Genomic DNA, 17,761 nt, shown 5'->3' on the forward strand with positions numbered 1-17,761 from the left:
AATGCCCCAAAAGGCTCTGCTCATGGGGCACTCACTCACTCACGCAGTGAAGTACATAAAGTTCACTATATACTCCAATGCAAGCGGCTTTTTTGTATGCGTGGCTTATTCGGTAGGGGGCACATACCCGTGAGCATCGACCTCTTGGTCTTCGAATAAGTAACGTTGCATTTGCTCGGTTAAATATTTTCGAGCACGTGCGTCAGCTAAATTCAAACGGTTCTCATTCACAATACGCGTTTGAATTTGGATCCAATTAGCCCAAGCTTCTTGTGAAATGGACTGCCAGATTTTCACCCCTAGATCACCCGGGTAAGGAGGAAACTCTAAGCCTGGGGCTTGCATTTTTAGTTTTATACACTGCACCATTCTGGACATATAACACCTTTATAAATAAATTATCGATCCCATTGTAATAGGGAGTCGCGCAGAGCCCTAGCAAACCGCGTAAATGATATGTGTATACGGTTTATTTTAGCTTCTTAATAAAAACTAAGCTGTTGCGTGAGCGATTGTATTGTGCTTGCTTTTCTTTTGGTAGATTAGACACAGAGCCTTGCATAAAACCACGTTTGATAAACCAATGAGAGGTACGTGTAGTTAAGACAAAAAGATGGGTGGCACCCAAGGTTTTGGCACGGCTTTCTGCGTGACGCAGTAATAGTTCGCCTTCACCTTCACCTTGCCATTCAGATTGCACAATTAAACAGGCCATTTCGACCATGTTTTCACTTAAGTATGGGGTAATGGAAACACACCCATAGATAATGCCGTCATGTTCTAATACGGTAAAGCGTTCTACCTCACGCTCTACAACGGCACGCCCACGCGGCACTAAGGTCCCGTCTGCTTCGAGCGGCTCTATCAGTTGGAGAATAGCCCCTACATCATCTAAGGTTGCAGGTCGCAAATCATCCAGTTTGTCTTCTACGACCATAGTGCCTACACCGTCATGGGTGAAGATCTCAAGCAAGACCCCGCCGTCTTGGGGGTAAGGAACCAAATGAGCTCGGGGTACGCCACGTTTTACGGCTTGAGAGGCTGACTCTAAAAATACAGTAGAGTCATCATCAAGCTGGCCTGCGCTAAGCAGCTTATCTGCCTCAATACGGGCTAGTTCACCAGCTATTTCCGCCCCTAGGTCTTTGGTAGCGATGCCGTTTGGAGTGAGATAAATCAGTTTTTCTGCACGTATGGCTACGGCTGTATTTAGGGCAAGCTCTTCCATGGCCAGATTAAATGCTTCACCTGTTGGTGAAAAACCTAAGGGGGATAGCAGTACAATGGCTTCGTGCTCTAAAGAACGTAGAATAGAGTTCGTATCAATTTTGCGTACAGCGCCCGCATGTTTGTAGTCCACTCCATCTATGACTCCCATGGGACGAGCTGTAACAAAGTTACCTGAAATCACACGAATTTGAGCATGTGACATCGGCGTGTTTGGTAAGCCTTGACTAAACGCCGCCTCAATATCGAGACGGATTTCACCCGCTGCCTCTTTGGCACACTCTAATGCTGCAGCACTGGTTGGTTCATTACGCCGACCAAAACGCATGTCATGGCCCTTGACACGCAGTTGTTCATTAACTTGGGGTCTAGAGCCATGGATTAATACTAGTTTAATGCCTAGTGCAGACATTAACGAAAGATCAGGGATTAGTGTGCTTAGCATTCCGTCCCTGACGAGTTCACCACCAAAAGCAATCACAAAGGTTTTGCCTCTAAAGCGATGTACATAAGGCGCCACCTCTCGAAACCAACGCACAAACTGAGCGGGGGCAAATTCAGGAGCGTCTTGGGCAGAAAGGGTATCGATGTCAGATTGGCTCATAGTGATGTGATGAATAAGGTGAACAAAGAGTAAAGCAAAATTATAATGATGGACTGATTACCATAAAACGAGTTTCATGCAAATAAATACCGAACAGCCAACCGAAGTCATTTCTTTTCCTACTATTACGTATCCAGAGGACTTACCTGTAAGTGCTCGGCGTGCTGAAATTGCGGACGCCATCAAGAACAATCAAGTGGTTATTGTAAGCGGTGAAACCGGATCAGGGAAAACCACTCAGTTACCAAAAATTTGTTTGGAATTAGGGCGTGGCCGTAAAAAAATGATTGGCCATACCCAACCGCGTCGTATTGCTGCGACATCGGTAGCAAATCGTATAGCCGAGGAATTACAAACAGAAATAGGTGATTGGGTCGGTTATCAAATACGCTTTACCGATAAAACCAGTCCTCGATCAGCGATTAAGCTGATGACGGATGGGATCTTGCTAGCCGAGTCACAACGAGATCCTCTATTACGTCGTTACGATACGATTATTATCGATGAGGCACATGAACGTAGTTTAAATATCGATTTTTTACTTGGGTTTTTAAGTCAGCTTATTCAAAAAAGAAAAGACTTAAAGGTCATTATTACCTCGGCAACCATTGATGCTGAGCAGTTTGCTACCCATTTTCAGACTGGGGGCAAACCAGCTCCTATCATTGAGGTTTCCGGTCGATTATATCCGGTAGAGATTCGCTATAGACCTATTTTAACGGATAAGGTGGATCAAGAGGCACAGAAAAAAGAGGATATCTCTGAGCGAGATCTAAATGATGCCATTTTAGATGCCGTCCAAGAATGCCAACGTTTAGGCAGTGGCGATGTGTTGGTCTTTCTTCCCGGCGAGCGCGAGATTAGAGAGGCAACGGATGTGCTAAGAAAAGCCCAATTTGTGGGCGTGGATATCCTGCCTTTATACGCACGGCTAAGCCATGCAGAGCAAACGCGTATTTTTAAACCACAAGGTAATGCAAGACGTATTGTGTTGGCCACAAACGTAGCGGAAACCTCACTAACTGTGCCTGGTATTCGGTATGTGATTGATAGTGGATTAGCTCGTGTCAAACGTTATTCATGGCGCAATAAGGTGGAGCAATTACGTATTGAGGCCATCAGTCAGGCCTCTGCTAATCAGCGAGCAGGTCGATGTGGTCGAGTGGGGCCAGGTGTTTGCATACGCTTATATGATGAAACCGAGTTTAGCCAGCGTGCTGCCTTTACGGACCCTGAAATTCTACGCTCATCGCTAGCTGCAGTGATTTTGCGCATGAAAGCACTACGACTTAATGATGTAGAAAGCTTTCCCTTTGTGGATGCCCCCTCTGGACGTGCTATTGCGGATGGGTATCAGCTCTTGCAGGAAATTGGGGCCTTAGATGAGCAGCGGCTACTGACCAAAATAGGCCAAGAGATAGCCCGTCTACCTTTAGACCCACGCATTGCTCGTATGATTCTTGCGGCCAGAGATCAGCAATGCTTAAGTGAAATGCTGATTATTGCTTCGGCGCTATCGGTACAAGATCCGCGTGAACGACCGATGGAGAGTCGAGAGCTTGCAGAGCGAGCCCATCAGGTATTTGTAGAGGCACAGTCCGAATTTTTGTCTTTTATTAAAATGTGGCAATGGTATGCCGAGCAGGTGAAAAGCCGTTTGTCTCATCGTAAATTAGCCACCTTGTTACGAGAGCGATTTTTATCACCGATGCGATTTAGGGAATGGCGAGAGGTTCATAAGCAGCTGCAAACCTTAATTCGAGAGCAAAATTGGCGTTTTAATGAGGCCCCTGCCACTTATGAACAAATACATTTGTGTTTGTTAACGGGGCTAGTCGGAAATATAGGCCATAAATCCGAAGAGTCGAATGCCTATCAAGGTACGCGTGATATTCGCTTTTATGTACATCCAGGCTCCACTTTGGGGAAAAAAGCGGGACGTTGGGTATTGGCTGCGGAGCTCGTAGAGACAACGCGATTGTATGCACGCTGCTTGGCTCGTATTGAGCCGGTTTGGATAGAGCGAGTTGCAGGTCATCTACTGAAAAAAACGTGGTCAGATGCGCGGTGGGAAAAACGGGCTGGGCAGGTCGTTGCAAATGAAAAAGCGGCTCTTTATGGCTTAACGATTTATAGTGGGCGTCGAGTTCATTATGGGCGTATTAACCCGGTCGAAGCCCGAGAGATTTTTATTCGTGATGGCTTAGTAGCCGGAGAAATTCAGTCTAATTTAGCTTTTCTTAAGCATAATGATCAGCAGATCAATGCAGTCGAAAAATTAGAACACCAATCACGTCGACCCGATATTTTGGTTGATGATGCATTGATTTATGCATTTTATGATAACTTGATTCCAGCGGATGTATTTCAAACTGCCACGCTAGAGCGTTGGTATAAAAAATTAGCTAAAGATCAGGCTGACGCTTTGTTGCTGAGTCGAGATCAACTGATGCAGCACGAAGCCGCAGGCGTCACTACTGATGTTTTTCCACGTCAAATAGAGTGGAAAGGAGTCAAGCTAAAGGCTGATTATCACTTTGAGCCGGGCTCCATACGAGACGGCCTAACGGTGACAGTTCCTTTGTTTCATCTAAATCAAATGGACAATGATAGGGCACAGTGGCTAGTGCCTGGCATGTTGAAAGAAAAGGTACAGCATTTATTACGCTCTTTGCCGCAGCGTTTACGACGCGCTACGGTGCCAGTGCCTGACTATGCCGATGGGTTCCATCAACGATGGTTTGAACTAGCACATGCTCCCTCTAAAAGTTTGATTGATGCATTAATTGATGATGTCTGGAAGCAAAAAAGAGTGCGCTTACACGCTTCTGACTTTAAGCAAGAGACGTTGCCTACTCATTTATTGATGAATTTTAAACTCGTTGATGAGCATGGTCGTATGTTGTCCGGCGGGCGCAATATTGACAAACTTAAGGCCGAGCATGGCCAAGCTGCTCAGGCTTCGTTCCAAGAAGTTGCCGTAAAAGATAAGTCGGTAGCTAAAGCCTTAGACCACGAAAAAATTACAACATGGAGTTTTGGGCAATTACCGGAGATTTTGGAAATTCGGCGTCGTGGACAAGCCGTGATTGGTTATCCAGCCTTAGTGGACAAAGGGGAATATTGTGAGCTTGATGTGTTTGATGATCCTGCGGTAGCAATACGACATCACAAGGTAGGGCTGCGTCGTTTATTCAAAATTGCCTTGCGCGAGGCGGTGAGGTTTCAAGAAAAAAATATTAAAGACTTAACTCGTATGGCATTGCTCTATATGAATATAGGCACACAGGACGAGCTAAAAAATCAGATTATTGATGCCGCTATTGATCAGTCTTGCTTAGTTGAGCCATGGCCAACAGATGAAAAAGCCTTTAATGAGCGAGTTGAACAGTCTAGAAATCGCTTCGGTCTGATTACGCAAGAGGTAGCGAAACAAGCAAATGTGATTTTGCAAACATGGACGGAGTTCATGCGCAAGCTACCCACAGTGAAAGCACACGCACAGGCTTACGAGGACATGCAGGCGCAACAAGGGCGCTTGATGTCTAAATGGTTTATTCGGGATACCGATGCGCAGCAGCTTGGTCATTACCCACGTTACCTAAAAGCATTACAGATTCGAATTGACAAGCGACGCGCTGACCCCACTCGGGACCAACGTTTATTGGGTGATGTTCTACCGTGGCAAACCAAATATTTGCGTGCTAAGGTGGCACTTAAAGGGGCAGAGGACCCACAACTTGAGCGTTTTTTTTGGATGCTTGAGGAACTACGGGTTTCTTTATTTGCTCAGGAACTACGTACCCCTATGCCTATTTCTGTTAAACGTGTAGAGCGTGCATGGCACGCGATGCAGCACTAAATCCCATTGAGTTTTTTTATGACAAACACCCCTTCTTTTGTCCATTTGCGTAGTCATTCTGAGTTCTCCGTGGTGGATGGGATTACACGTATTCCTGCTATGGTGGCTAAGGCCAAAGAGTATGGGCAGCCCGCTTTAGCACTAACTGATTTAGGTAACTTTTTTGGCTTAATTAAGTTTTATAAAGCGGCCCGTAAAAATGGCATTAAACCTATCGCAGGCAGTGATTTATATTTAGAAAATGAACTGGACCGAGACAAACCTTTTCGGGTCGCTGTATTAGCGATGAACCACGAAGGCTATTTGGCACTTTGTGATTTGTTGACTCAGGCTTGGTTAGATAATCAGTATAAGGGTAGAGGAGAGGTCAAGCGTGAGTGGTTGTTGCATCAACCTAATTTGATTCTCTTGTCAGGCGCGCATCAAGGTGATGTAGGACAGGCTCTTCTATCAGGCAACCTAGAGCAGGCGGCTGCATGGGCGCAGCAATGGCAAACTCATTATCCAAATCGCTATTTTCTGGAGTTGCAACGGGCTGGTTTCGAGGACGAGGAACGCTATATTGCGGGCGCTTTGGATATGGCGACTCAGTTAGGTTTACCGGTCGTGGCGACACACCCCATTCAGTTCGCTGTTTCGGATGACTTTAGAGCACACGAGGTACGGGTTTGTATTGCCGAAGGTGAACAACTAGCTAACCCGCGTCGTGTACGTAAATTTACGCCTGAACAGTACTTTGTTAGCTCGGAGTACATGCAGCAACGATTTGCTGATGTTCCCTCTGCCTTAGCCAATACGGTAGAGATAGCGAAACGCTGTAATTTAGAGTTGAAACTAGGTAAGCCTCATTTGCCAGATTTTCCTACTCCCGAAGGAATGGGGCTAGGTGATTTTCTTATCCACGAGGCAGAAATTGGCTTAGAGAAACGCTTAGCGCAATTATACCCGGACGCAACTGAACGAGAAACACATCGTCAAACGTATTTTGACCGGTTGGCATGGGAGTGCAAAACCATTATTGATATGGGGTTCCCCGGTTACTTTTTGATCGTGGCCGACTTCATTAACTGGGGCAAAGCCAATGGTGTTCCAGTCGGGCCGGGGCGTGGGTCGGGAGCCGGCTCTTTGGTGGCTTATAGTATGGGCATTACGGACTTAGACCCATTGCGCTATGACTTGCTTTTTGAGCGATTTTTAAATCCTGAACGTGTGTCCATGCCTGACTTTGATATTGATTTTTGTCAGGATAATCGCGAACGAGTCATTGATTACGTAAAGCAAAAGTATGGTCGACAAGCCGTTAGTCAAATTGCTACGTTTGGTACGTTAGGCGCTAAAGCGGTAATTCGTGACGTTGGGCGAGTTTTAGAGCTGCCCTATGGCTTATGTGACGGTTTATCTAAACTGATTCCTTTTAGTCCAGCAGATCCATGGAGCTTAAGTCGCGCATTGGCGGATGAGCCCGCTTTTAAAGAGCGTTACGAAACAGACGAGGAGGTTAAATCGCTGATTGATGTGGCTCGTCCCCTTGAGGGCTTAACGCGTAGTGTAGGAATGCATGCCGGGGGCGTACTTATTGCGCCAGGCAAATTAATCGATTTTTGTCCGCTGTATCGTCAGCCCGGAGAGGATGCGAATGCCGTTTCTCAATATGATAAGGATGACGTAGAGGATGCGGGGCTGGTTAAGTTTGACTTTTTAGGTCTGCGAAATTTAACCATTTTGGATTGGGCAGTTAAGTATGTACGCCAATTCAATGAGGATAAAAAAGATTTTGATTTGATGGCATTGCCTTTGGATGATCAGGGCGCGTACAAAGTGCTATGTGATGGGAATACAACGGCTGTGTTTCAGCTAGAGTCACGTGGCATGAAAGAGTTGCTGCGTAATTTACGCCCAAGCAACTTTGAAGATATTATCGCGATGTTGGCGTTATATAGGCCAGGCCCGCTTGAGTCCGGTATGGTGGTGGACTTTGTAAACCGTAAGCATGGACGTGCAGAGGTGGATTATTTTCACCCAGATCTTGAGTCTGTATTACAAAGCACCTATGGCGTGATTGTTTATCAAGAGCAGGTGATGCTGATTTCGCAGATCATCGGTGGGTACTCATTAGGTGGTGCAGACCTATTGCGTCGCGCTATGGGTAAAAAGAAGCCCGAAGAAATGGCGATGCACCGAGAGATCTTCGAGAAAGGGGCGGTAGAAAAAGGCTATGACGCACACTTGGCGGTTAAGCTTTTTGATTTGATGGAAAAATTCGCAGGCTATGGGTTTAATAAAAGTCACTCAGCGGCTTACGCGCTAATTGCCTACCACACTGCATGGCTCAAAGCCTATCATCCTGCTGAATTTATTGCAGGAACGATGTTGTCGGATATGGATGATACCGACAAAATGCAGATTTTTTGGAAAGATGCGTTGGCAAATGGGGTGGCTGTGTTGCCTCCTGATGTGAATGCGTCTGAATATCGTTTCATTCCGGTTAAAGATGCTCATAGCGCTAAAGGTAAATCTCCTCGTACCATTCGTTATGGTTTGGGGGCGATTAAAGGGGTGGGCGAAGCCGCTATTCATGCGATTGTGGCTGCCCGCCAAAGCGGTGGTGTTTTCAAGAGCCTATTCGATTTTTGTAAACGGGTTGATCGGGCCAGTCTAAATAGACGCACACTAGAGGCCTTAATTAAGGCTGGCGCTTTTGACTCTATTGATGAAAACAGGGCTGCATTATTAGCCACCGTTAGTCGAGCCATGGAAGCCGCGAACCAAGCGGCGCGTAATGCCCATCAGGTATCTTTATTTGACGATGATGCGGATGACATTATTGATTCAGCTCTGGAGCAAGTCACTGCATGGGATTTGCAGACCCAATTACGTCAAGAAAAAACAGCCATGGGCTTTTATTTCAGTGGTCATTTATTTGATGCGTGGCGTGATGAGGTACGTCGTTTTGCCCCGACGCAATTAGCCAGACTAGAGCCATCTCGTGATCCACAATGGTTTGCGGGGGTTCTGTCAGGGGTGCGGGTGCGCATGACTCGGCGTGGTCGAATGATGATAGCCGCCTTAGATGATGGCTCTGCCCAAGTCGAAGTGACTATTTTTAATGAGGTCTTTGAGCAAAACCGTCAGCGTCTTAAAGAGGATCAACTGATTATCATTAAGGGTAAGGTTAGCTTTGATGATTATTCAGGGGGGTTGCGTATTACGGCAGATGAAATCTATGATCTTCAATTAGCCAGAGAGGCGCGCGCTCGAAGTCTGCGACTTTTGTTAACTGAACCTAATTACAATACAGAAAAATTGTATCAGCTGCTTAATCCCTTTAGGGCAGAACCCGAGAACAACATACCGGGGGTGGCGGTAGAGCTTGCCTTAGATAATCATCAGTATGAGTGTCAGGTTCGGTTAGGGGCCGAATGGCGCGTGCGATTAGCAGATGTGATGTTAGAAAATTTAGAACAATGGCTAGGCGCGGATGCCGTGGAGATTAACTACTAATGCAGCCTTTAAAAATACTTTATACCGAGGCAGCGACTAATTACGGTGGGCAAGAGCGCTATATCCATCGGTTGATGCGTATGATGCGGCTCAAAGGGCATCAGGCAGAGGCTTTATGCCAGCCTGACTCATTACTACGTCAGCATTTAGAGTCAGATGGCTTTACGGTACATCAAGCCGTGATGGATAGTGGTGCAGACTTTTGGCGCAATATATGGCGTTTACGTAATTTAATGAAAGCACAAGCCTATGATGTGGTGAATACACACAGTCGACGAGATACGGTACATGCAGGAGCCGCTGCGCGCTTAGCCGGCGTTCCCTTGGTTGTTCGGACTCGACATTTAGCAAAACCGATTGGCTCACTGTTATCGTACCGTTGGATTCCTCATCGAGTGATCGCTGTCAGTGAGTTTGTACGGAATCAAGTAGTACAAAGGGGCATGAATCCAGATTATGTGGATATTGTGTTTCCTGCTGTGGAATTACCCGACCCTTTACCTGAGCAAGTTTTACGTAAAGAGCTAGGCGTAGATGAGCATGCCATTCTAGTGGGAAGCATCGCTGTCTTACGCAAAGAAAAAGGCATGCAGGAGCTGATTCAAGCCATGGCTCCTATTTTGCGAGCCCAACCCTCCGTCCATTTAGTCATTATTGGCGGTGGTGCTTTACAAGCGCAATTAGAAAATTTTGCGACACAACTCGAGGTATTAAATCAGGTTCATTTTTTGGGTGCTCGGAATGATGTGCCGCAATTAATCGGTGATTTAACTATTTTTGCGTCTGCAACATATTTAGAGTCAGCAGGCACTGCATTTGCTGAGGCCGCAGCGGCAAAATTGCCTGTGATCGGCACGCAAGTAGGCGGTGTGCCTGAAATGATGGCTGCGGGTAAAAGTGGTATGTTAGTACCACTGCATGACATTGTGGCATTGCGCAACGCGTTACAGCGTTTAATTGATGACCCTCAATTATGTAAAAGTATGGGGCAAGCAGGCTATGACTATGCCGTTACCGAAGGCCGGTTTAGTCTGTCCACCATGCAACAACGCACAGAACATAGTTATTACCGTTGGTTGGAGCAATTACGCTAATGATGACGACTTCTATTCCTGTTCTTATGTATCACCATGTTCGCCCTGGTGCGGGAATGATTGCCTGTACGCCTGAGCATTTTGAGAGTCAGTTGCAATGGTTGCAAGCGAATGGTTATAAAGGCCTGACTTTAGACGAGTTCTCTACCCATTTGGCGGGGCAAAATGTGGGGAAAGGCGTGATAATCACCTTTGATGACGGGTATTTAAATAATTGGGTCTATGCCTATCCGCTACTTAAAAAATATGGTTTTAAGGCAACTATTTTTTTGGTTACCTCATGGCTACAGCATGGTGAGATCCGAGCAAACACAGCTACAGGGGCAACGCTACCAGCCTGTCCAGATCATCATCAGTGCGAAGCCTTAATAGAGGCTGGGAAAAGTGATGAGGTCATTTTGCGTTGGTCCGAGGTTCACGCAATGCGGGATTCAGGCTTGATTGAGTTTCATAGCCATACGCATACGCATACTCGCTGGGATAAAATCCTGCCAGAGCAAAAAAATGCCAAAATGCAGTGGGAGTTATCTGCATCTAGACAGACGCTGCTAACAGAGTTGGGTGCCGTGTCCGATCATTTATGCTGGCCTCAAGGGTATTTTGATGAGGATTATGTCCATATAGCTCAAGAGGCAGGATTTAATTATCTATATACCACACAGGCTTTTGGCCGTAATACTCAAAAAACCCCAGCAACGCATATTCATCGCTTTGCCGTGCGTAATCGACCCGGCAAAACCTTAGGTCAACGGATTCGAGCCAGCCATCATCCTATTGTCGCTCCTTTTTTTAATACTTTTAAGCAGTGGCGACGCACACGTCGAGATCGTTAATGCTATCCGTTATTATTATCACTAAGAACGAGCAAGCGCATATCACTGAGTGTATTCAGTCTGTGGCTTTTGCTGATGAAATCATTGTCTTGGACTCAGGCAGTACGGACAACACTTGCGCTCTAGCTCGAGCCATGGGCGCGCAGGTCTATCACACTACTCATTGGCCTGGCTTTGGCCCCCAAAAGAACAAAGCCCTAGAACTAGCAACCCACGACTGGGTCTTGTCCATTGATGCAGATGAGCGCGTGCCACACGCCATGGCCGAGCACATTCAGCAGGTGTTACAAAACCCTCAGGCGGATGCTTATACCGTAGCGCGTCTGTCTTGTTTTGGGGGGCGTTGGATTAAACATAGTGGATGGTGGCCAGACCGGCTCGTGCGATTGTTTAAACGAGATAAAGGCCGATTTAAAGACGTGGCGGTTCACGAAAGTGTGATTGTGCAGGGGCTAACTCAAGACCTGCAGGCCCATTTGTTGCACTATCCTTATGACAGTTTGGAAACCCTGATCAATAAAACGAACCAGTATTCCAGTGCTGCCGCACAGCAATTGCATGATAAAGGCAAAACGATTGGTATATTTGGCATTATGGCTAAGGCTTTTTGGACCTTTGTGCGCATTTACCTTATTCGTCGCGGCTTTTTAGATGGCAAAGAGGGCTTTATCTTAGCTACTGTTGCATCGGCAGGCAGTTTCTTTAGGTATAGTAAATTATGGTTGTTAAACCGTAAAACAAATTGGAAACCGGAGCCTCCTGCATCCCAATAACATTACACCCAGCCTCGCACCCAATACACCAATAAGCCAACATACTCTTTAATAATAGAGCGGCTTGCATTAAGCGCTTGATAGTTAGGTGTCCAAATAGCCTCCCAGCTATCGTCAGGACGTGTGATTTGTGGAGCCACTGGGGCTGGGATGACCTCAAGACCCTCTTTGGTAAATGATGCTACAGACCGAGGCATATGCAAAGCAGAGGTAACCAGAAGAATACGATTCACGTTTTTTTCTCTGAGAATACGCGCGCTATAAATAGCATTTTCTTGGGTGGTAAAGCTTTTTTCCTCAATAACAATCGCATGTTCCGGGATACCTTGGCTGCGTAAATAACGAGCCATACCCTGTGCTTCACTGGTTCCTCCATCGAAAGCCGCCCCTGAAACCAAGATAAAAGGCGCACGTTTTGCTTCATATAGCTCAGCGCCACGACTGATTCGGGTGGATGTTTTACTGGCGTCATAGTCTGCAAACCAGTTATGTCGGCTATTGGCTGTGTGCCCGCCTAAAACTACGATTGCGTCTGCAACAGGCACATGCTGTGCTGTTTCATAGTGATAGCGATTCTCTAAGTGGCCTCCTAGCCAAATAGAGGCTGCTGGTAATGACCAAAATAAAACCCAAACAAGAGCAAAGAAACCTAAGCTAAATGCCCGTTTTTTGCGTTTTAATAACAAAAATAACGTGGCTAATAGCAGTAGGGCAATACTTAGGTTGAGTGGAATGACGAGTTGGGCTAAAAAATTAGAAAAATTCATATCTATATCACTCAGTACGTAGGCGCTGTGTTATGTGGTGTAGTACTGTTTCTAACGTTGGCCATTGACCTAATTGACCTAAACACAGTGCCTGATCTGACCAAGGGCCTGTGTGGGTGGCGTCCGTGACGCCTATTAACGTGATTTGTAGCGCATCTACTGCAGCAGCAATATGTGAAACACCAGAGTCATTACATATCACCATATCCACACTTTTACATAATTGAGCAAACTCTAACAAGGCACAAGGTTTCAGACGTATTGCGGATGGTGCATTTTTCTCTGCCTCTGCAATTTCATTAGGGGGCGGGCACATATAGACGGTATAGCCTTGTTGTTGTAGCGCTTGGGTTAATGACTCATAATAAGGCCACACCTTGACCTGGCCTTTATGTAAGCCTACAGCAGTAGGTGCAATTAATAGGTTTTTGGTTGTCTGGTTTAGGCCAAATTTTTCTGGATCAGCCTCTGGTACGCCTGCTAGATGCAGAGAGCTCATCGCTTTGGGTGCAATAGGATGCTGCCAACGCACTGAGGCTTGATAGGCTAACTCATACCATGATTCGACGGCATGCAGAGCTTGGCTTGGCTTGGAAATAGGCCACTTCAGTAACCAACTGCGGCCATCGTCTTTGTAGCCAGCGGCAGGAATTGCTGCCCAACGAAAGACTAAGGCGCTAGATAAAGAGTCGGGTAGACTAAGGCCTACGCTTGGTATTTTATGTATTTTTCTATAAGTTCTAAGTGTTTTGGCATCAGCGAGCCACTGACCGCTCATGGGAACAAAGCCACTCAAGGCATAACCAGAGAGTAGTTGTTTAGCCCATGGCCGTGCACAAACCACCACACTATAGTTGCGAGCTAACAAGGCCTCTAAGACCGGTAAACTCATGCATACGTCACCTAACCAATTGGGTAAACGTAGGTAAACTAAGGGCAGTGAGGTCATGGAATCTACATTCATTGTAATTAAAGATAGCTAACTAGAGCCAAAGCGACATAAGCGCTAAAATACGCCAATCCTCTAGTATATAAGTGAGAGTTCTGTTGAAAAGCCTAAAAAGTAAGCCTATTGCTTCTGATTTTAATGCGGAAGCGGATATTTGGCGTCGAATTTATAGTCGGTTATGTCCTTATTGGAAGATGATCATCGTAGCGGTGCTATTGGTAAGTGTCGTTTCAGCGACTAAACCCATCCTAGCCGTGATTATGAAGCCTCTACTAGACGAAGGTTTTACCGGAACTAAACCTTACTATATTTGGCTATTACCCTTAGCGGTCGTTGGTATTATGCTGGTGCGCGGTATAGCCTCTTATGCCAGTAGCTACTTACTGGCTTTAGTCGCAAATAATATGTTGCGCAATTTACGTACCGAGATGTTTGATCGACTCTTGTCCTTACCTGATAGTAAGTTCAAAGAGGGAGACACAGGGCGCTTATTGAATCGTTTTACTATTGATGCGGGTACGCTTACTACTGTAGCCACAGAGGTCATCACCGTTTTAGTGCGTGAAACCCTAACGGTAGTGGCATTAATTGCGGTACTGCTATATATGTCATGGCAGTTAACACTCATCGTTTTTGTGATGCTACCCATTGCCTATTTAACAGCACGAGTGATATCGAAACGATTACGTAATATCAATCGGGGCGCTTTGGATATGAATGCCGAGCTGACTCGAGTAGTGGGTGAAACCATCGAGGGGCAGCGGGTTATCAAGCTATTTGATGGCTATGAGCGTGAAGCCGAACGTTTTCATTATGTGAATGCACGTATTCGTCGCTTTGCGATGCGAGCCGCCAGTGCGAGTGCAGCGTTATCTCCGATCACTCAGTTCTTTATTTCTATTGCTGTGGCTGCCGTGATTTCAGTTGCTTTGTACCAAGCCAGCACTAAAGGATTAACAGTAGGCGGTTTCGCGGCTTTTATGGCCGCTTTAGTTCAGCTGTTTGATCCAATTCGACGACTGGCCAACTTAACTGGCACAGTTCAAAAAATGCTGGCTGCCGCAGAGAGCGTTTTTACTTTAGTGGGATTTGATGCGGAACCCGATCAAGGCCGTCAGCAGTTGCCTACTCCTATCCAAGGCAAGATTGAGTTCAGAAATATTAGTCATCGTTATCCTGGTCAAGAAAGGCTAACGATTGATAATGTGTCCCTGACTATTTTGCCTGGCCAAACAGTCGCTTTGGTGGGTAGATCCGGCAGTGGTAAAACGACCTTGGCTAATATGTTGCCTCGATTCGTGCAGCCTACAGCAGGTGATATTTTTATTGATGATCTTCCTGCTTCTGACATTCAGCTTCGCTCATTACGCTTGCATCAGTCTTTTGTCAGTCAGGATGTGGTTCTCTTTGAGGGTAGTATCAAGGAGAACGTGGCTTATGGGGCATATGCAGACGTGCCAGAGGAGCAGGTTTGGCAAGCTCTAGAGGCTGCGAATCTAGCAAAATTTGTGCAGTCTTTACCCGAAGGTATTAATACTCAGGTCGGAGAAAAAGCAGGGAACCTATCAGGTGGGCAACGCCAACGTTTAGCAATAGCTCGAGCACTAATTAAAAATGCACCTATTCTAGTCTTGGACGAGGCCACCTCTGCTTTAGATAATGAGTCTGAACGTCAAGTGCAACTGTCTTTAGAACGACTCATGAAAAACCGATCTACACTCGTTATTGCCCATCGCCTATCTACTGTGCAAAAAGCCGATCGAATTATCGTATTGGATGAGGGGCAGATAGCAGAGGCAGGGACCCATGATGAGTTGCTAGCCTTAGATGGAATTTACGCCGGTCTCTATCACATGCAGTTTGAAATGAACTAAGGAAATGAAAATGAAAAAAATGGTCTTGTCTGCAGTAATAGCGATGCTAACGGCGGGCTGTGTCACAACACAGAGCACAGGTGAACTCAGAGAATTTGATTTACGCAATAGTAATTATAAATATGTAGATACAGATACCTATATGGATCTGCCTACAGTACAGCGTCAACTTTACTTACACCGAGAGGCGTGTGATATTTATTTTGAGTTAAAGCAAGATCCGTTGCAGGTGCATTTCTCTACGCTTATTTATGGCCCTAGTTCAGCGACACAGTTACGCGACCAGGTTTTATTTGATTTAACGGCGTACACCACAGGCAAGCTCGGGATTCAGGGCTATACATATTATGCGAAAAACAAAGAGCTAGCACGTCAGATATTACAAGTGTTGAGCAAGCCTACGACTTGCCCAACAGGGATTAGTGCTAAAACAAAATAATATCGTATTGTTCTTGTGAATACAGACTGTCAACCTCTAGTGAAATGGACTTGCCGATAAAATCGCCGGTTTGCGCTAGATGTTGACTTTCCTCTTCAAGAAAAAGATCAACTACATCTTGAGAAGCCAATACACGAAATTCTTTTGGGTTGAACTGACGAGCCTCACGAAGAATTTCGCGTAGAATTTCATAACAGACACTACGAGCGGTTAGTACTGACCCTCTGGACTGACAAGTAGGGCAGGGCTCACACAGTAAGTTACTTAATGATTCGCGTGTACGTTTACGCGTCATCTCCACCAGGCCGAGCTGACTAAACCCACTAATAGTAATACGTGTACGGTCTTTGGCTAAGGCGTTGCGTAGTTCCTCGAGTACCGACTCGCGATGCTCGTGGTGCTCCATATCAATAAAATCAAGAATAATAATGCCACCTAGATTCCGTAAACGAAGTTGGCGAGCAATAGCAACCGATGCCTCAAGGTTTGTTTTGAATATAGTGTCGCCAAAATTACGTCCCCCTACATACCCACCTGTGTTGACATCTACCGTGGTTAGCGCTTCAGTTTGATCAATAATTAAATAACCACCTGATTTTAAATCTACCCGTCGAGATAAGGCGCGTTGAATTTCCTCTTCTGCCCGTACTGTGTCAAACAGGGGGCGACTACCACTGTGATGATAGATTCGGTCAACCAAAGCGGGGGTATAGACGTCGGCCCACTCCAACATCTGTTGATAGACCATGCGTGAATCCACAATAATTTTACCCGTGTTTGGGTGAGCCACATCACGCAAGACGCGTTGATGTAGATGAAGCTCTGTATAGAGGGTAGAGGGAGCTCCTTGAGACTTGAGGCGTTGTAAAATAATCCCCCAAAGCTTTTTCAAATACACACAATCAGTTTGCAGCTCTTCGTCTGTGGCTATTTCTGCCTGTGTGCGGACGATAAAGCCACCTTCTTCTGAGTTCGCTATGCGTTGCACACGCTCTTTGAGCTGTTGTCTATTATCTTCGCCATCAATTTTTTGTGATACGCCTATATGAGGGTCATAGGGCAAATACACGAGCATTCGACCCGCGATACTGATTTGGGTAGATAGGCGGGCCCCTTTAGTACCTATAGGGTCTTTAGTCACTTGTACTATAAGAGACTGACCTTCAAACAAGAGTTTTTCTATTGGGGTCGCTGGGGAGCCCTCAATACGTTCTTTGCGGTTTTGACGTAAGTCGGCTACATGAATAAAAGCGGCACGCTCTAAGCCGATCTCTATAAATGCACTTTGCATACCAGGCAAGACACGTACAACCTTACCTAAATAGATATTACCGACGTAGCCGCGTTGTATGCTGCGCTCTACATGCAGCTCTTGTACTTGCCCTTGTTCGACTAATGCAACACGGGTCTCAAAGGGAGTAACGTTAATTAAAATGTCTTCAGACATGGCTGCTCTTATATATAGATGATTGATCTTGATAGCTTAGCTTTTTTAGCGTGACATAGGTATGCATAGATACACGTAAGAATCACTCTGCAAAAATGCAGAGCGTTGTTTTTGCAGAGTGCATAAATAGACTTGCATTATTATTATTTACTTGTTATAGTTCTTTTTCTGCAGCGAGGGCTTCGAGCAAACAATGCAGCTTTTGAAAACAACCACTAAATGGTTGGCATCAAAAAAGCTTGACAGGAAATAAATACGGCCTCATAATTACGCTTTGTTTGTTTCACGGATTGAATTGATCCGGTTCAGGTAGCAAGTGTCTTTTGAAAGCAAGTTTGAATATTCAAATTTATTTTCAAAAAATACTTGACAGTATTTCGAAGGTAGTTCA

At 45.7% G+C, this 17,761-nt stretch carries 12 protein-coding genes; 7 read left to right on the forward strand and 5 right to left on the reverse strand.

Annotation, left to right across the window (positions count from 1 at the left end; genetic code table 11):
• Positions 1-105: 105 nt before the first annotated feature.
• Both Q0Z62_RS08915 and argA read right to left on the reverse strand, forming a co-directional pair.
• Positions 106-378 carry an oxidative damage protection protein gene (locus Q0Z62_RS08915; protein ID WP_298053563.1) on the reverse strand — a complete coding sequence of 91 codons (273 nt, stop codon included), beginning with the start codon at positions 376-378 and terminating at the stop codon, positions 106-108.
• A gap of 91 nt (positions 379-469) precedes the next feature.
• Positions 470-1,831: an amino-acid N-acetyltransferase gene (gene argA, locus Q0Z62_RS08920; protein WP_269900102.1), complete on the reverse strand. Its 1,362-nt coding sequence runs from the start codon at positions 1,829-1,831 to the stop codon at positions 470-472.
• A 76-nt stretch (positions 1,832-1,907) separates the two neighbouring features.
• Here argA and hrpA point away from each other — a divergent pair, with 76 nt between their 5' ends.
• The 5 genes from hrpA to Q0Z62_RS08945 are packed head-to-tail and all read left to right on the forward strand — an operon-like array spanning position 1,908 to position 11,894.
• Positions 1,908-5,693: an ATP-dependent RNA helicase HrpA gene (hrpA, locus tag Q0Z62_RS08925; protein WP_298053569.1), complete on the forward strand. Its 3,786-nt coding sequence runs from the start codon at positions 1,908-1,910 to the stop codon at positions 5,691-5,693.
• An 18-nt stretch (positions 5,694-5,711) separates the two neighbouring features.
• The gene (gene dnaE / locus Q0Z62_RS08930) at positions 5,712-9,194 is read left to right on the forward strand and encodes a DNA polymerase III subunit alpha (RefSeq protein ID WP_298053573.1); all 3,483 of its coding nucleotides are present in this window, start codon (positions 5,712-5,714) and stop codon (positions 9,192-9,194) included.
• The gene (locus Q0Z62_RS08935) at positions 9,194-10,288 is read left to right on the forward strand and encodes a glycosyltransferase family 4 protein (RefSeq protein WP_298053576.1); all 1,095 of its coding nucleotides are present in this window, start codon (positions 9,194-9,196) and stop codon (positions 10,286-10,288) included. The genes dnaE and Q0Z62_RS08935 overlap by 1 nt, the downstream gene beginning before the upstream one ends.
• The gene (locus Q0Z62_RS08940) at positions 10,288-11,121 is read left to right on the forward strand and encodes a polysaccharide deacetylase family protein (protein WP_298053579.1); all 834 of its coding nucleotides are present in this window, start codon (positions 10,288-10,290) and stop codon (positions 11,119-11,121) included. The genes Q0Z62_RS08935 and Q0Z62_RS08940 overlap by 1 nt, the downstream gene beginning before the upstream one ends.
• Positions 11,121-11,894: a glycosyltransferase family 2 protein gene (locus tag Q0Z62_RS08945; protein WP_269900097.1), complete on the forward strand. Its 774-nt coding sequence runs from the start codon at positions 11,121-11,123 to the stop codon at positions 11,892-11,894. The genes Q0Z62_RS08940 and Q0Z62_RS08945 overlap by 1 nt, the downstream gene beginning before the upstream one ends.
• A gap of 2 nt (positions 11,895-11,896) precedes the next feature.
• Here the strand turns inward: Q0Z62_RS08945 and Q0Z62_RS08950 are convergent, their stop codons facing one another.
• Positions 11,897-12,661: a YdcF family protein gene (locus Q0Z62_RS08950; protein WP_269900096.1), complete on the reverse strand. Its 765-nt coding sequence runs from the start codon at positions 12,659-12,661 to the stop codon at positions 11,897-11,899.
• 7 nt (positions 12,662-12,668) lie between these two features.
• Positions 12,669-13,553: a glycosyltransferase family 9 protein gene (locus Q0Z62_RS08955; protein WP_269900095.1), complete on the reverse strand. Its 885-nt coding sequence runs from the start codon at positions 13,551-13,553 to the stop codon at positions 12,669-12,671.
• Positions 13,554-13,705: 152 nt separating this feature from the next.
• Between Q0Z62_RS08955 and msbA the strand changes: the two genes are divergently transcribed.
• Positions 13,706-15,484, forward strand: coding sequence for a lipid A export permease/ATP-binding protein MsbA (msbA, locus tag Q0Z62_RS08960; RefSeq protein ID WP_298053589.1), 1,779 nt, complete (start codon positions 13,706-13,708; stop codon positions 15,482-15,484).
• 10 nt (positions 15,485-15,494) lie between these two features.
• Entirely contained in the window at positions 15,495-15,923 is a 429-nt protein-coding gene (locus tag Q0Z62_RS08965) for a hypothetical protein (RefSeq protein WP_269900094.1), read from the forward strand.
• On the opposite strand, the gene rng is transcribed toward Q0Z62_RS08965, so the two are convergent.
• Positions 15,910-17,370, reverse strand: a complete 1,461-nt coding sequence (gene rng, locus Q0Z62_RS08970) for a ribonuclease G (RefSeq protein WP_269900093.1) — start codon at positions 17,368-17,370, stop codon at positions 15,910-15,912. The two genes, Q0Z62_RS08965 and rng, sit on opposite strands and share 14 nt — an antisense overlap.
• Positions 17,371-17,761 lie beyond the last annotated feature (391 nt).

It is taken from the genome of uncultured Paenalcaligenes sp. (genome assembly GCF_947630565.1).
GTDB classification, from domain to species: Bacteria; Pseudomonadota; Gammaproteobacteria; order Burkholderiales; family Burkholderiaceae_B; genus Paenalcaligenes; species Paenalcaligenes faecalis.

Bases quoted from the DNA above. Each gene is read 5' to 3' on its own strand.
- Q0Z62_RS08915 (WP_298053563.1), bottom strand. From the start codon at position 378: ATGTCCAGAATGGTGCAGTGTATAAAACTAAAAATGCAAGCCCCAGGC.
- argA (WP_269900102.1), bottom strand. From the start codon at position 1,831: ATGAGCCAATCTGACATCGATACCCTTTCTGCCCAAGACGCTCCTGAA.
- hrpA (WP_298053569.1), top strand. From the start codon at position 1,908: ATGCAAATAAATACCGAACAGCCAACCGAAGTCATTTCTTTTCCTACT.
- dnaE (WP_298053573.1), top strand. From the start codon at position 5,712: ATGACAAACACCCCTTCTTTTGTCCATTTGCGTAGTCATTCTGAGTTC.
- Q0Z62_RS08935 (WP_298053576.1), top strand. From the start codon at position 9,194: ATGCAGCCTTTAAAAATACTTTATACCGAGGCAGCGACTAATTACGGT.
- Q0Z62_RS08940 (WP_298053579.1), top strand. From the start codon at position 10,288: ATGATGACGACTTCTATTCCTGTTCTTATGTATCACCATGTTCGCCCT.
- Q0Z62_RS08945 (WP_269900097.1), top strand. From the start codon at position 11,121: ATGCTATCCGTTATTATTATCACTAAGAACGAGCAAGCGCATATCACT.
- Q0Z62_RS08950 (WP_269900096.1), bottom strand. From the start codon at position 12,661: ATGAATTTTTCTAATTTTTTAGCCCAACTCGTCATTCCACTCAACCTA.
- Q0Z62_RS08955 (WP_269900095.1), bottom strand. From the start codon at position 13,553: ATGAGTTTACCGGTCTTAGAGGCCTTGTTAGCTCGCAACTATAGTGTG.
- Q0Z62_RS08965 (WP_269900094.1), top strand. From the start codon at position 15,495: ATGAAAAAAATGGTCTTGTCTGCAGTAATAGCGATGCTAACGGCGGGC.
- rng (WP_269900093.1), bottom strand. From the start codon at position 17,370: ATGTCTGAAGACATTTTAATTAACGTTACTCCCTTTGAGACCCGTGTT.